Genomic DNA, 14721 nt, shown 5'->3' on the forward strand with positions numbered 1-14721 from the left:
TCGCTGATCGCGCGATCCACCACTGGTGGCGGGAAGCGTCACTGCTTTCGTGAAATATCCCGAAAGCAGTGAGCCGTTGCCGAAAGCTGTGGTCGATCGCGCGATCGGACGAACCGCGCGGCTGACGGGGCGAGCTGGCCGGTGTCGGAGCCACCGATGAGCAGAATCGCCCGCCGGGATGACGAGGGTCCGGTCAGCCGACGACGTCCGGTAGAGGGGTTGTCGGTAGGTCACCGAAGGTGGCGGAGACGCCGGGGCAGGTGATCGTGCCGGCCACCGTGTTCAGGCCGAGGGCCAGCGGTTGCGACTCGGCGCAGGCCTGCCGCCAGCCTTTGCCGGCGAGCTGCACCGCGTAGGGCAGGGTGGCGTTGGTGAGTGCCCAGGTGGAGGTGTTCGGCACCGCGCCGGGCATGTTCGCCACGCAGTAGAAGATCGAGTTGTGCACGGTGAAGGTCGGGTCGTCGTGCGTGGTCGGATGGGAATCCTCGAAGCAGCCGCCCTGGTCGATCGCCACGTCGACCAGTACCGAGCCGGGCCGCATCTGCGCCACCATCTCGTTGGTGACCAGCTTCGGGGCCTTGGCGCCCGGAATCAGCACGGTGCCGATCACCAGGTCGGCGGCCAGCACCTGTTCGCGCACGCTGAGCGCGGTCGAGACGATGCCCTGCACCCGGTTGTCGTAGCGCCAGAAGGTCATCCGGAGCTTCTCCAGATCGGTGTCCAGAATGGTCACGCTGGCGCCCATGCCGAGCGCGATGTTGGCTGCGTTCTGGCCGGCCACGCCACCACCGAGCACCACCACCTTGGCGTTCGGGACGCCGCCGACGGCACCCATCAGCACGCCGCGTCCGCCCTGGGCCTTCATCATCGCGTGCGCCCCGACCTGCGGCGCCAGGCAGCCGGCCACCTCCGACATCGGGTAGAGCAGCGGCAGCATGCCATTCGGCAACTGCACCGTCTCGTAGGCCAGCGCCGTGGTGCCGGCGCTCAGCAGCCGCTCGGTCAGCGGCCGGTCGGCGGCCAGATGCAGATAGGTGAACAGCACCAGATCGTCGCGCAGGTAGTCGTATTCGGACGCCACCGGCTCCTTCACCTTCATCACCAGTTCACCGGTCGACCAGGTCGCGTCGGCATCCGGCAGGATGGTGGCGCCCTGGTCGGCGTACTCGGCGTCGGTGATCGACGAGCCGAGCCCGGCGCCGGCCTGCACGAAGACCTCATGTCCGCGCCGGGTCAGTTCGTGCACACCCACCGGTGTGATCGCGACGCGGTACTCGTTGTTCTTGACCTCGGTGGGGACGGCGATCTTCATCGGTGCTCCTTCGGCCGCTGGTGCCAGCAGTGTAGAACCGGGGGTTGCCGCTCCAGTAGGGCATACGCTGCGGGAATGCTGACCTGGGACGAACTGGCCGCCCGCACTGTGGCCCGTCAGTTCCCCGCCGAGGCTGAGCCGGACGACGTCCTCGGCCTGCTGCGCCGGGTCGGACCGATCCAGTCCCAGACGGCGCGCTCGGTGTTCGTCGGGCTGGCCGCGCGCCGGCCCGGGATCACCCGGGACGCGATCACCGCCGCCTACGAATCGTTCGCGATCGTCCGCGGCAGCAGCCTGCGCGGCACCGTGCACACCAGCGTCGCCGAGCAGCATCCACTGTTGGAGGTGGCCACCCGGCTCGGCCAGCGGACGCTGTGGACCCGTACCCTGCGGCTGGCCGGCAGCACCCTGGAGCAGGTCTGGGCCGGCATCGAGGAATTCGCCTTCGACCACTGGCGCACTCCGGCAGAACTCGCCGAGCACCTGATGGCCTGGCTCGCCACCCACGATCCGGACGCCGCACCGGCCTTCCCCGGCACCTCCGGCCGCTACTTCGCGTTCGGACACGGCGGGCTGATCCGGCGTCCGCTGCGCGGCGATTGGGTCGGTCAGGGTGCCCCGGGCTACCGGACGGCGTCCGCGCTGCTCGGCGACCGCTCCGCGGTGCTCGCCGACACCGACGCGGCCGTCGACGTGCTGCTGCGGCACCACGTCGCCGCCCACGGACCCGCCAGCCGGCACGACCTGGCCTGGTGGTCAGGGCTGGGCCTGACCAGGGTGGACGCCGCGCTGGCCCGGCTTGGGCTGGCTGCCGAAGAGGGTCCGGACGGCCGGACCTACCTGGATCTCCCGGACGCCCCGGCACCGGTCGGGCTCGATGGCGTCCGGCTGCTGCCCGAATTCGACGCCCTGCTCTGCGGCTACGACCCGGCCGGACGGGAACGGTTCGTCGACGCCGCCCACTACGACGTGCTGTGGAAGCAGGCCAACGGCCAACTGCTGGCCCCGGTGCTGGTCGGCAACCGGCTGGCCGGGCATTGGCGGATCACCGGATCCGGACGCCGTCGGCAACTGACGGTGGAGCGGCTGCCGGGCGTCCGGGGCATTCGACGGACGCAACTTGCGGATGCGGTGGAAGCGCTGGAACTGGGCTTGGGAGTCGGGCTGGAGTTGGCTGGTTGAGCTTGTCGAAACCAGCGGGAGGGGTCTCGACAAGCTCGACCAACGGTGGGCCGACAGGCTCGACCAACGGTGCCTGAACACCGCTGTGCGCGACGCCCGGCGGCGTTCCGTCCCCCTACGGACCTGCCTGCCGGTGCGTCGCGCACCATGCGTTCCCCCCGATGAAGTCACACCGCCGGATCAGCCCCCCGACCTTCCGGGATCAGCGACTTCAACCACCATGAGGGGCTGGGCCGCGGCCTGATACAACGGGCCGGAGAGAATTTCTCTGATTCCTCAGCCGTGTAGCCAGACGGTGACGTCGGACGGCAATTTCCGGTCGGCGTCCAGGGCGTCGGAGGCCAGCAGCACCTCGCCCGCGGGCAGCTCCACCGGCTCGCTGCCGAGGTTCGTCCAGCACTGGAACCGGACGCCGTCGGCGTCCGCCGGCCGCGCGAACGCCAGCACGTTCTCGCCGCCGTCCAGCCATTCCAGGCTGCCGTCGCCGAGTTCGCCCAGCTCACGACGCAACGTCAGCGCAGCCCGGTACAGCTCCAGCGTCGAACCCGGGACGCCGTCCTGGGCGTCCGCGGCGAACGGGGCCCAGTCGCTCGGCTGCGGCAGCCAGGGAGCGGCCGCACCGTCGGGGGAGAAGCCGAAGGACTCACCCGCGGCGGTCCAGGGCAGCGGCACCCGGCAGCCGTCGCGGCCCTTGTCGGTGCCGCCGGACTGGAACCAGACCGGATCCTGCAGTGCCTCAGCGGGAATGTCCTCGGCCTCGGGCAGGCCCAGTTCTTCGCCCTGGTAGACGTAGGCGCCGCCGGGCAGCGCGAGCATCAGCAGCGCCGCCGCCCGGGCCCGCCGGCCACCGAGCGCCAGATCGGCCGGCCTGCCCTGGTAATGCACCAGGTTGCGGGCCATCGGATCGAGGCCGTGCTGGTCACGGGCATACCGCGACACCGGACGGCAGACGTCGTGGTTGCCGAGCACCCAGGTCGGCGGGGCGCCGACCGCGGCGTGCGAGGCGATGGTGGCGTCGATCACCCGGCGCAGCTCTCCGGGCAGCCAGGGCGCCATCAGGAAGTCGAAGTTGAACGCGGTGTGCAGCTCGTCCGGACGCAGGTACGCAGCCAGACGATGGGCCCGGCCCACCCAGATCTCGCCGCAGAACGCGCGCGACGGACGGTACTCGTCGGCGACCCGGCGCCACTCGCGGAAGATCTCATGCACGCCCGGCTGATCCCAGTGCGGATGGTCGTGCTCGGCATCCTCGGGCAGCGGGAACTCCAGGCCGTCCAGGTCGGGCAGCTCCCAGTCCTTGGCCATGCCGTGCGCCACGTCGATGCGGAAGCCGTCCACGCCCCGGTCGAACCAGAACCGCAGGGTCTGCTCGAACTCGGCCCGGACGCCGGGGTGCCGCCAGTCGACGTCCGGCTGGCCCGGGGCGAACAGGTGCAGGTACCACTGCCCGTCGGCCACCCTGGTCCAGGCCGGGCCGCCGAAGTTGCTCTGCCAGTCGTTGGGCGGCAGTTCGCCCGAGGAGCCGCGGCCCTCGCGGAAGATGTACAGCTCGCGCTCCGGCGAGCCGGGACCGGCGGCCAGCGCCGCCCGGAACAGCGCGTGCTGGTCGGAGGTGTGGTTCGGGACGATGTCGATGATCACCTTGATGCCGGCGGCGTGCGCCTCGGCGACCAGCGCGTCCGCCTCGCCCAGGGTGCCGAAGACCGGCTCGATGTCGCGATAGTCGCTGACGTCGTAGCCGGCGTCGACCATCGGCGAGGGATACCAGGGGCTGATCCAGATCGCATCGACGCCCAACGCGGCCAGGTGGGGCAGCTTCGCCCTGATGCCTGCGACATCGCCCACGCCGTCACCGTTGGCGTCGGCGAAGCTGCGCGGATAGATCTGATACACCACCGCGTGCCGCCACCAGTCGTCGCGTGCGTTGCGCCCGTCCATGACCTCTCCCTACTGGTATTGCCTTTACCGGTATAGTTTCTGTATCGGTAAAGGTAGTCGCGGGTGGCAACGAAGGCAAACCGGGCACCCGGCGGAAGGAGCCCATGTCACGCGTCACGTTGCAGTCCATCGCCGACCGGGTCGGGGTCAGCCGGATGACCGTCTCCAACGCCTTCTCCCGGCCCGATCAACTGTCCGCCGAGCTGCGGGCCAGCATCCTCGCGGTGGCCGAGGAGCTCGGCTATCGCGGTCCCGACCCGGCCGCCCGCTCGCTGGCCACCGGCACCAGCGGCGCCATCGGGGTGCTGTGGACCGAGCCGTTGCGGCTGGCTCTCTCCGACGCGGTCACCGCCCGGTTCCTGGGCGCGGTGGCCGACGAGCTGAGCGCCGACGGACTCGCACTCACCATGCTGCCGCCGACCGTGCCCGCCCACGACGTGGCGATGGACGGCGCAATCGCCTACTCCTGCGCGGCGGACGCCGCACCGGTGGAATGGCTGCGCCGCCGCGGGATCCCGATCGTGGCCGTCGACATGACCTGGACGGACGCCGGCGTCCGGGTGACCATCGACGACCGGGGTGGTGCGAGACGCGCCGCCGCGCACCTGGTCGAGTGGGGTCACCGGCGGGTCGCGGTGCTCACCCCGCAACCCGGTGGCGAACGGCTGGCCGGCTGGCTGGAAGGGCTGGCCGGGATCAAACCCGTGGTCGGCTTCGTCGACATCTTCGGCGACAACCGGACGGCGATCCTCGACCTGCTGCGCCGGCGCAGGCCGACCGCGGTGCTGTGCGCGTCCGACCTGGTCGCCGCGCAGGTGCTGGCCGTCGCCGGCGAACTCGGCCTGGAGGTGCCGTCGGAGTTGTCGGTGGTGGGCTTCGACGACCATCCGGTGGCGGCAGGGCTGGGACTGACCACCGTCCGGCAGGACCCGGACGCCAAGGGCCGGGCCGCCGCGCAGGCGATGAGGCAGTTGCTCGCGCGACGAACCGATCCGGACGCCGTCGCGCCGTCCGATGTCGAGCTGCCGGTCGAGCTGGTGCTGCGGCAGAGCACCGGGCCCGCTCCGGCCGGTGAGGGAACGCCTGGGTAGCATGCGGCCATGAGCGCAACCCAGTCGGCGAAGAAGCCGCGAGTCTGGGTGATCGCCCTGATCGTGCTGGCCATGGCCGCCGGAGGCGGCTTCCTGATCTGGCGCACCGCCACCGACCCGGTGCCGGGCGCCAGGAACGCGGCCCGGCGAGCCGCCGACGCCCTCGCCGCCCGCGCCATCGCCGACGGCTCGTTCGGCTCCACCGTCGGGCCGGTCGAAACCGAGGACCTGACCGCCACGCTGCGCGGCATGGGCGAGCTACGGCCCACCATCGAGGTCGTCGACGTCCAGGTGGCCGACGACCAACGCGAGGCAACGGCCCGGCTGCGCGCCGAATGGGTGATCCACGACGGCAAGCCGGCCTGGGTACAGGACGCCTTCCTGCGGCTGGTGCACGGTCCGGACGGCTGGACCGGCGTCTGGCAGCGCGACCTGATCGCCTCCGGCCTGGAGGACGGCGACCGGCTGCGCGCCGTCCGGCTGGCGCCCGAGCGTGGCGAGATCGTGGGCGCCGACGACGAGCGGCTGGTGTGGAACCAGGACGCCAAGCGGATCGGCCTGGACAAGACACTGGTCGCACCCGACGTGCAGCCGAAGTCGGCGGCGGCTTTGGCCAAGGCGGTCGGCATCGACGTCGACGGCTACGTCGCCAAGGTGGCCGGGTACGGCCCGAAGGCCTACGTGGAGGCCACCGTGATCCGCGCCGTGGGCCAGGACGAGTGGCGCATGCTGGACGCCGCCCGCCGGGTCGAAGGCGTGCGCATCCTGGACGCCGAGCGTCCGCTGGCCCGGACCAGCACCTTCGCCCGGCAGCTGCTCGGCACCGTGGGGGAGGCCACCGACGACGCCATCCGGGCCGGGCAGGGGGCGGTCCGCGCCGGTGACCTGGTCGGACTGAGCGGCCTGCAGCGTGCCTACAACCAACAACTGATGGGCGTCACCGGATTCGTCGTCCAGGCCTATCCGGACGGCCATCCGGAGGACCCCAGGGAGCTGTTCCGGGTGCCCGCGGTGGCCGGCCAGTCGCTGAAGATCACCCTGGACGCCGGCCTGCAGCGCCGCGCCGAAGAGCTGCTGACCCGCTCGTCCGGGCGGGCCGCGGTGGTCATCGTGCGCCCCTCCGACGGGGCGGTGCTGGCCCTGGCCAGCAAGCTGGGGGACACCACGGCGACCACCCAACGGGTCTATCCGGCCGATTTCGCCCCGGTCAGCGCCATCGCCGGCTCCGGCGGGGCCGCCGACGCGATCAAGGCGCTCGGCCTGACCGGCCGGTTCGGTTTGGGCGTCGAGATCTTCGGCGCCAGCACCGACGACGGTCCGCTGCGGCTGTCGCCGTTCGCGATGGCGATGGCCACCGCGTCGGTGGCCCGCGGCTCCACCATCGCGCCCTGGCTGCTGGTGGACGCCAAGCCGGCTGCGCCGGCGTCCGGGATCAGCCCGGAGCAGGCGGAGGCCGCTCGCCGAGAACTGCGTGAGCGGGCCTCCCGCGGGTCGCTGAAGCCGCTGTCGAAGATCCCCGGTGCGCCGGTGCTGGCCGACAGCGACGGCAGCCTGTGGACGGTCGCCGCTCGCGGCGACCTGGTTGCCGTCAGCTACGACTCGGCCAAGGGGTCGGTGGCGCTGATGCAGCGGCTGCTGACCGGCATCCGCTGACCGCCCTTCCTAGACTGGCCGCATGCGTCGCCTCGGTTGCCTGCTCGCCCTGACCCTGCTCAGTGCCTGTTCGATGACGCCGCCGGCCGGGCCGGAGCCACAGCCGAGCACGGCCAGCCCGCAGCAGACCCGGTTCCAGACCGCACCGCCGCTGCCGACCGCGCCGTCCGGGACGCCGACCGAACTGCCGTCACAGAAGCTGGCTGCGATCGAATCCGATCTGCGCGGCCGGGGAGTGACCGCCGCACCGACGCTGGTGAGCGCCGAGAATGTGCGGTTCAACGACGGCTCGCTGGGCTGCCCGCAGCCCGGCGTCCAGTACACCCAGGCGCAGGTCGACGGCATGCGGGTGATCGTCGAGGCCGGCGGGAAGCGCTACGACTACCGCTTCGGCCAGGGCGACGCGCCCCGGTTGTGCGAGCGCGCCGTCCCCGGTGCGCTGCGCAGCAGCACCCGCTGAGCCTGCCGAAACGCACCGACGCCCCCGGGAGATCCCGGGGGCGTCGGTGGTTGGTCGGTACCGGTCAGAACCGCGGCGTCGGTAGCAGCAACGCCTCGTCCTTTCCGGCCTTGTTGTCGAGCACGACGATCATCGTGCCCAGCGGCTTCTGCCGAGCGACCGCGGCGGGGTCGACGGCCAGCTGGACGGTGGTGCTGCCGTTGACCTTGACGGTCTCGTAGTCACCGTTCGGGATCGAAGGCGTGGACAGGTCGAAGTCGGCCCAATTGAGCATCTCGTCGCCGTAGGCGTTGTCGACGCTCGAGAGTGCCGACACCGCGTACGAGAACGTCTTGCTGGAGGCCGTCAGACCCAGCGAGCTGGCTTCCACCGGCAGCAGGATCGTGCTGCTGTCGGTCGGTGCCGTGGCCAGGTATCCCGCGCTGCTCAGCGCGTCCTTCTTGACGTCGTAGACGAACACCTCGCTCAACCCGTCCGGGTCGCCGGCTCGGACCTGGCCGGAATCGGCGCTGAAGACGATGAAGTCGGTGTCGCCGTCCCGGTCGGTGTCGATCTCCACGTCGTACTCGTTGGCGGCGGCATTGGAGTACCGCGTCCAGCTGTTGACGGCGAAGACCAGCAGGGGATTGTCGCCGTCCTCCAGCGCCTGGACGCCGGCGGCCCGCAGGTCGATGCCACCGGGGGTCTTCGACGGCTGATCCTGCTTATCGCTCTGGCCCCAGGTGTAGAAGTCGGCCGACGTGCTCAGTGCACCCTTGCGGTTGGTGAGGGTGACCTCCAGAGTCCGCGTCGCCGGTGCGTCGCTGGGCTTCGTGGTCTCGGTCGTCTTGCCGTTGACCTTGACCGTGGTGGAGTTCGGCGACTGCTGGGCCTTGAGCACCTTCTGGCTGGCGGCAACCTTGGCCTGCGCCCGCGGCACCATCAGGTACGGCACCCGCAGCGTCCCGTTGCCACCCGTGCTGGTGATCTTCACGTTGCCCGAGACCTCGTGGAAGCTGAACTGATCGTCGACACCGAGGGAGTTGCCCAGGCTGGACGCCTTCGCCCGCAGGGTCACCTTGACGGTCTTGCTCTTCTTGGCGCCCACGGTCACCTTCTTGGGGCTGAACGTCACCGACGCCGAGCTCGACTGCTTGGTCTTCTCGTTGTAGAGCCGGAAGGTGACCTTCTTGGAACCCTTGTTGACCAGCGTCAGCTTCTTGGTCGCCTGGAAGGTCGAGGTGGGCTGGGAGAAGCCGTAGCTCAGCGTCGCCTCGTAGCCCTTCCCGGCCCGGCTGGAGTAGGTGTCACCGTAGGCGTAGACCTTGGTGTTCACAGCCTGCTTGGTGTCGATCAGGCCGCCGCCCAGGGTGAGCCGGTAGCCGGCCACCTTCGACGGATCCGAGGTGCTGACCAGCGTCGAGGCGATCTCGCGAGCCTTCCAGCTCTTGTGCGCCTGGCGGGTCAGGGCAGCGACGCCCGCGACATGCGGGGACGCCATCGACGTGCCCGAGAGCACCGCCGAATCGCTGCCGGTGCCGACGCCGACCGAGCTGATGCTGACACCGGGGGCGGAGACCGCCGGACGCAGGCCGCTGTCACCGCTGCGGGGGCCGCCGGAGGAGAACGAGGCGTACGCCCGGTAGCCGGGGTTTTCCAGGTTGCTCGCGGCCAGGGTCAGGTTCTTGCCGTCGGCCTGCTTGAGGGCGGGACCGTCGGTGCTCCGGACGCCGAGGAACGGGATCGTCACGGTGTATGCCTCACCGTTGTCCGGGTTGGACAGGATCTCACCCTCGAACGGCGGGTAGTTGGCGTCGGCGTTCACCATCACCACCGCGTCGGCGCCGGCCTGCTGGCCGAAGATGGCCTTGGCGACACGGGCGCAGCTGCCGCGCTGGATGACGGCGATCTGGCCCGATCCCGCCTTCACGCCGGCCTGGGTGAAGGATTCCTTCGAGCAGCCCAGGGACTCATCGACGTCGGTGGTTGCCGGATCGTCGTTCACGTACACGACCTTGAGCGGGTCGCTGGGAAGGTCGGCACCGTTGGCGTTGATCGCCGCAATGGTGCTGCCGTCCAGCTTCAGCGAGGCGCCGGGGAAGCTCTTCGTCGAGTCGACGGCGGCGACGCTGACCACGCCGCGTCCGACACCGGGGGAGCCGGTCAGGTACGGGTTCGGCCCGCTGTTGCCGGCGGACGCGACCACGACCACGCCGGCCGCCACCGCGTTCTGCGCGGCGATCGAATCGGCATCGTCGGCCGTCCCGTAGGTGGAGCCCAGCGACATGTTGATCACGTCCATGCGGTTCTTCACGGCCCAGTCGATGGCCTCGACGACCACATCGGTCGAGCCCTCGCAACCGAACACCTTCAGCGCGTACAGGTCGACCTTGGGCGCCACACCCGGGCCGATCTTGAACTTCTTGTTCGGGGTGCTGCTGTCGTAGGGGCCGGTGTAGGCGGTGCCGTCGGCGTTCACGCCGCCGCCGCCGGTGGTGCCGGCCACGTGGCTGCCGTGACCGTTGCAGTCCAGCGGGTTGGCGTCCGGATGCGGGACCGGCTGGTAATCGGCACTGCTCGGATCGGCGTTGTAGTCGTCGCCGACGAAGTCGTAGCCGCCCTTGACCCGCGGCGACTTCTTGCCGAACCACGCCGGGTTCGGGGTGTTGCTCGCCTTGGCCTGGTCGAACGCTTCGACCGTGCCCGGGCCGCGGAAGTCGGCGTGGGTGTAGTCGATGCCGGTGTCGATGATGGCGGCCTTGACGCCCTCACCGCGGTACTTGCTCTTCTGCCATACCTGCGGCACGCCGAGGAACGGCACGCTCACCGCGTTCTCGATCTTGTAGGTGCGGGCCGCGGTCACCGACTTCACGCCGGGCAGCGCCGCCACGGCCTTGATCTGCTTGCGTGGCAGGGTGACCCGCATGCCGTTGTAGGCGGACTGCATCTGGGACTGGACCTTGCCGCCACGGGCCTGGATCTGGCGCTTGACGCCGTCCTGAGACTTCTTCAGCCGGGACCGGATCTCGGACGTGCGGCTGCTGGGCAGCGGCTTGCCGGCTTGCGCCTCAGCCACCGCGACCGGGTCGCCGGACAGTTCCACCATCACGGTGACCTTGGCGTCAGGGTTGGCCGCCGCCGGTCGGAACTGGGTGCCGACAAGGGACTTTTTCGGGGAGTCATCGAACCGGTCGACGCCGGTTTCGGCGTAGGCGACGGTCGGGACCGTGAGGGCGAGTGCGCCCGTGACGATCAGGAGTTTCCGGCGTAGCAAGATCTGCCCAGCCTTTCTGAAAAGCGGATTGCGAGCCGTGACAAAGGGAGTGGCTCTTGGCGAGCAGGCTACGGAGGCCTCCGGGGCGAGTCAACGGTGCGAAGGGGTGTAGCACTGCCCGCCGAGTGGCGTCGCGGGTGGCGGCTCAACCGTTCTCAGCCGCGTCGTCCGGCCGCTCGATTCGCAACTCCATGCCCGCTGCGAGGTGGCTCAGCCCGCGATGATTGCGGGAGCGGACGGCGAACACCAGGGTGGCCAGCGCGAGCAGTTGGCCCAGCAGCGCCGTCCCGATCAGGTCGCTGGTCAGGACGAGGTAGCCACCGACGCCGGTGGCGAATTTGATCCACCGGCTGCGGGTGCGGGCACCGTCGGCGGCCACGGGTTCGAGGCGGACGACGTCCTCGCCGACGGTCTGGCCGCGGCCCAGCACCCACCAGCCCTCGACGAGCAGCGGGACGCCGGTGAGCAGCAGTTGATCGACCCACCCGGGCAGCTCGTCGAACTGCCACTGCAGCAGGCCGAGCGCGATCACCCGCCAGCCGATGGTGAGGCTGACGCCGACGCCGGTGATCACCAGGAGGTCGACCAGCATGCCGGTCCAGCGCCGTCCGAGACTGACCTGTGTGACCGGCGGTGCGGGACGCCGGCGCTGCAGCAGGTGCAGGGTCGGCAGGGCCAGCAGGGAACCGGCCAGCGCGCCGGCGGTGTTCAGGATCAGGTCGTCGACGTCGAAGGTGCGGTAGGCGCAGTGGTACAGCCCCCAGATGCCGGTGCGCTGGGTGAACTCGATCGCCAGCGACACCGCCAGCCCGATCAGGGTCGCGGCGACCACCCCGCGCCGGGTGAGGGTGCGCAGGAAGAAACCCAGCGGCAGGAACAGCACGATGTTGAAGGCGGCCTGCAGGAAGGCCCGGTTGGTGAGCAGGCCGCGTCCGTCCGCGGCGATGTCGGCGACGAAGGCGAACGGCGTGACGTTGGCCCCCACGCAACGGAAATCGTCGTTCTCCGGAATGGGCACCAGGGTGTAGGTCCACAGCGCCATCGAGTACATCGCCACCAGCAGCAGCACGACCAGGTCGAGCAGCCGCAGCCGTCCAGCCGCGCGATAGCGGTGCGCGGCGACCGGGACGAACCCGACGACGGCGAGCGCGGCACCCAGGAAGACGGCGAGCCAGGTGCTGGGACCGAACTCGCTCAGCACGACGGACTCCTTCGGGTGGGGGCGGGAACGGGTCAGTGTAGGCGTCCGGGTCGGGACGAGCCAGGATGCCGGCCGGAACGCATGCGCTCGATTGGTGCCGCATGGTGCAATGGAAACTCCCGGACGCCGATCCGCCCCCGTGCCACCAGAGAGAGCCCATGAAGCACGCCAGTGACAGCTACGCGCAGCAGACCCGCCGGTTGACCTCCGAGGTGCAGCGCCGGCGCGACTGGGCCGGCGGTGACCCGGCCCGGATGGGTGCCGTCGCCGACGCCCTGGTGGAACTGACCGCGCACCGGCTGGCCGGCCACGGCTGGGCAGAGGCGGCGTCCGGTGTGCAGGAGGCGGTGACGCTGTCGGCGAAGGTGTTGGCTCAGCACGGTCCGGTCGGGCCCTACACACCGCGCGCGGACGCCGTCCGGTCGGTGACGGCGTTGGTCCAGTTGGCGATGATTCAGTCGGCGGCCGGCTTGCACGCCCAGGCCGGGCAGGCCCTGGCTGCGGCTTTCGGGCTGCGCGAGCAGCTCAGCCGGCTCGATCTCGACGCCGAACTGGAGCCGCGAACCGTCGCCTGGGCCCTGCTGGTCTGGGCCCGGGTGGGTCTGGCCGCCGACGAGGTGGCCGCGGCGAACGCGCGTGCCGACGCTGCGGTCGCGGTGGGTGCCGACGACGGAGAGTTCGCCGCCATCGATGTTGACCGGGTCGCGTCGGACGCCCGTTGGGCGGCCGGCTGGGCCGAACCCGCGGTGGAGTACGCGCTGCGGGCGGTCGAGCGGTACGAGGAGCACGCGCTGGAGGCGCTCGAGTCGCCCGCGCGGCTGCCGCCGGCGCTGCTGGAACGGCTCAGCGAGCCGCTGTTCGGCCTGTACAGCGATGCTGCCGACCGAGTGCTGGCGGTGGGCGCGCCCGGGTTGGGGCTGACCCTGCGGCGACGGCTGGTCGACCTGCTCGGCGCACTCGCCGTCCGGAAGCCGGAGGCCCAGCAACTGCTGGTGGTCGCCCTGACCGACCTCGCCGACGACCTGCGCGGACTGGGTCGCACCGCCGAGGCCGACGACCTGGCCGAGCTGGCGGCGTCCGTCACCGGTGATTCCGACGACGAAGCGTTGCCCCGCCGCGAGCGCACCCGGCTCGGTGAGCGGGTCTCCTGGACGTCGCTGCCACCCGAGGAGGCGTTCGGCATCCAGACCGGCGCGCAGGGGGAGCCGTCCGGACGCCTCGCGGCGTTGCGCGGTCCGGCTCACCAGGCCGAGGAGAACCGGCGGACCGAGGCCGAGGCCGAACTGGCGCGTCGGGCTCGCGAAGCCGAGGACGAGGCGACCCGGCTGGCCGCCGAGGTCGAGCAGCAGCGGGCGGAGCAGCAACGACTGGCCGCCGAGCAGGCGGAGCGGGAGGCCCGCGAAGCGGCGGAGGCAGCCGAGCAGGAACGGCTGGAACGGCAGCGCAAGCGCGCCGAACGGATCGCCGAGCACGAACGCCAGCTGGAACGTGAACGGGCCGAGGCCGAGGCCGCGTTGCGCGCCCGGGTCAGCGACGAAACCGACGAGGAGCGCGCCGAGCGCGAGGAGCTGGAGCGGCTGGCCGCCGAACTCGCCGCCCTCGAGACCGCCGAGGAGATCGTCGAGGACGAGGCCGAACACGAAGCGGTCGAGGACGCCGAACTGGCCGCCGTCGACGAGGAGCAGTCCGAACAGGAAGCCCTCGCCGAGGCCGAACGACTCGCCGCCGAGGAAGCCGAGCGCGAGCGCCTCGCCGCCGAGGAAGTGCAGCGTGTGGAGCGCGAGCGTCTCGCTGCTGAAGAGGCTGAGCGCCGGCGGTTGGCCGAGCATGCCGAACAGGAACGTCTCGCCGCGGAAGAGGTCGAGCGCCTTCGGCTGGTCGAGCTTGTCGAGACCCAGCGCCGTGCCGAGGAGGAGGCCGAGCGTCAGCGGTTGGCGGAGCAAGCCGAGCAGGAACGTCTCGAAGCTGAAGAGGCTGAGCGCCTTCGGTCGGTCGAGCTTGTCGAGACCCAGCGCCGCGCCGAGGAGGAAGCCGAGCGTCAGCGATCGGTCGAGCAGGCAGAACGGGAACGTCTTGCGGCCGAGCAGACAGAGCGCGAGCGGATCGCAGCCGAGGAAGCGGAGCAGGAGCGCGTTGCTGCCGGGGAGGCTGAACGCCTTCGGTTGGTCGAGCTTGTCGAGACCCAGCGTCGCGCCGAGGAGGAGGCCGAGCGTCAGCGGTTGGCCGAGCAGACCGAACAGGAGCGCCTTGCGGCCGAGCAAGCCGAACGCGAGCGCATTGCAGCCGAGGAAGCGGAGCAGGAGCGCGTTGCTGCCGAGGAGGCTGAGCGGCAGTTGGCTGAGCAGGCCGAACAGGAGCGTCTTGCCGCCGAGCGTGAGGCGTTGGAGCGCGCCCGGGCCGAGGTGGAGCAGGCTTCCGCGACCGGTAAGCGACGGGACGTGCGCGAGGCCAGCGAGGCGCTCGTCGATGAGTTGCGGGGCCGGTACCAGTCCGACCCGGAGCGGTATCTCGACGAGTTCCTGGAGGCGCTCGACCAACTGGCCACCGCCCGCTGGCAGGCCGGTGATTGGTGGGGGTCGCGTGGACCGTCCAAGGAGGCGAAGGCGCTGCGCAAGCAGCACGGTCGCTGAT

Annotated in this window: 9 protein-coding genes; 5 read left to right on the forward strand and 4 right to left on the reverse strand. The window is 70.8% G+C overall.

Translation table 11 applies throughout. The annotated features are described in order from the left end of the window. Positions 1 to 193: 193 nt before the first annotated feature. Entirely contained in the window at positions 194 to 1312 is a 1119-nt protein-coding gene (gene ald, locus QM624_RS18585; RefSeq protein WP_415094580.1) for an alanine dehydrogenase, read from the reverse strand. A gap of 75 nt (positions 1313 to 1387) precedes the next feature. On the opposite strand from ald, the gene QM624_RS18590 reads away from it, so the two are divergent. Next, positions 1388 to 2494, forward strand: coding sequence for a DNA glycosylase AlkZ-like family protein (locus QM624_RS18590; protein WP_415094583.1), 1107 nt, complete (start codon positions 1388 to 1390; stop codon positions 2492 to 2494). Positions 2495 to 2770: 276 nt separating this feature from the next. On the opposite strand, the gene QM624_RS18595 is transcribed toward QM624_RS18590, so the two are convergent. Continuing rightward, complete coding sequence (locus tag QM624_RS18595; RefSeq protein ID WP_415094585.1) at positions 2771 to 4432, reverse strand: glycoside hydrolase family 13 protein; 1662 nt, start codon at positions 4430 to 4432, stop codon at positions 2771 to 2773. A gap of 104 nt (positions 4433 to 4536) precedes the next feature. Between QM624_RS18595 and QM624_RS18600 the strand changes: the two genes are divergently transcribed. From QM624_RS18600 to QM624_RS18610, 3 genes are read left to right on the forward strand one after another with little or no spacing between them, the layout of a single operon-like run. Further along, positions 4537 to 5523: a LacI family DNA-binding transcriptional regulator gene (locus QM624_RS18600; RefSeq protein WP_415094587.1), complete on the forward strand. Its 987-nt coding sequence runs from the start codon at positions 4537 to 4539 to the stop codon at positions 5521 to 5523. Between the two features lie 9 nt (positions 5524 to 5532). Beyond that, the gene (locus QM624_RS18605; protein ID WP_415094589.1) at positions 5533 to 7176 is read left to right on the forward strand and encodes a hypothetical protein; all 1644 of its coding nucleotides are present in this window, start codon (positions 5533 to 5535) and stop codon (positions 7174 to 7176) included. A 22-nt stretch (positions 7177 to 7198) separates the two neighbouring features. Continuing rightward, complete coding sequence (locus QM624_RS18610; protein WP_415094591.1) at positions 7199 to 7636, forward strand: hypothetical protein; 438 nt, start codon at positions 7199 to 7201, stop codon at positions 7634 to 7636. Positions 7637 to 7700: 64 nt separating this feature from the next. Here the strand turns inward: QM624_RS18610 and QM624_RS18615 are convergent, their stop codons facing one another. Beyond that, positions 7701 to 10889, reverse strand: coding sequence for a S8 family serine peptidase (locus tag QM624_RS18615; protein ID WP_415094593.1), 3189 nt, complete (start codon positions 10887 to 10889; stop codon positions 7701 to 7703). A gap of 145 nt (positions 10890 to 11034) precedes the next feature. After that, entirely contained in the window at positions 11035 to 12090 is a 1056-nt protein-coding gene (locus QM624_RS18620) for a VanZ family protein (protein WP_415094595.1), read from the reverse strand. A 158-nt stretch (positions 12091 to 12248) separates the two neighbouring features. Between QM624_RS18620 and QM624_RS18625 the strand changes: the two genes are divergently transcribed. Next, complete coding sequence (locus QM624_RS18625) at positions 12249 to 14720, forward strand: hypothetical protein (protein ID WP_415094597.1); 2472 nt, start codon at positions 12249 to 12251, stop codon at positions 14718 to 14720. Position 14721 lies beyond the last annotated feature (1 nt).

It is taken from the genome of Micropruina sp. (assembly GCF_047606365.1).
Classification (GTDB): domain Bacteria; phylum Actinomycetota; class Actinomycetes; order Propionibacteriales; family Propionibacteriaceae; genus Micropruina.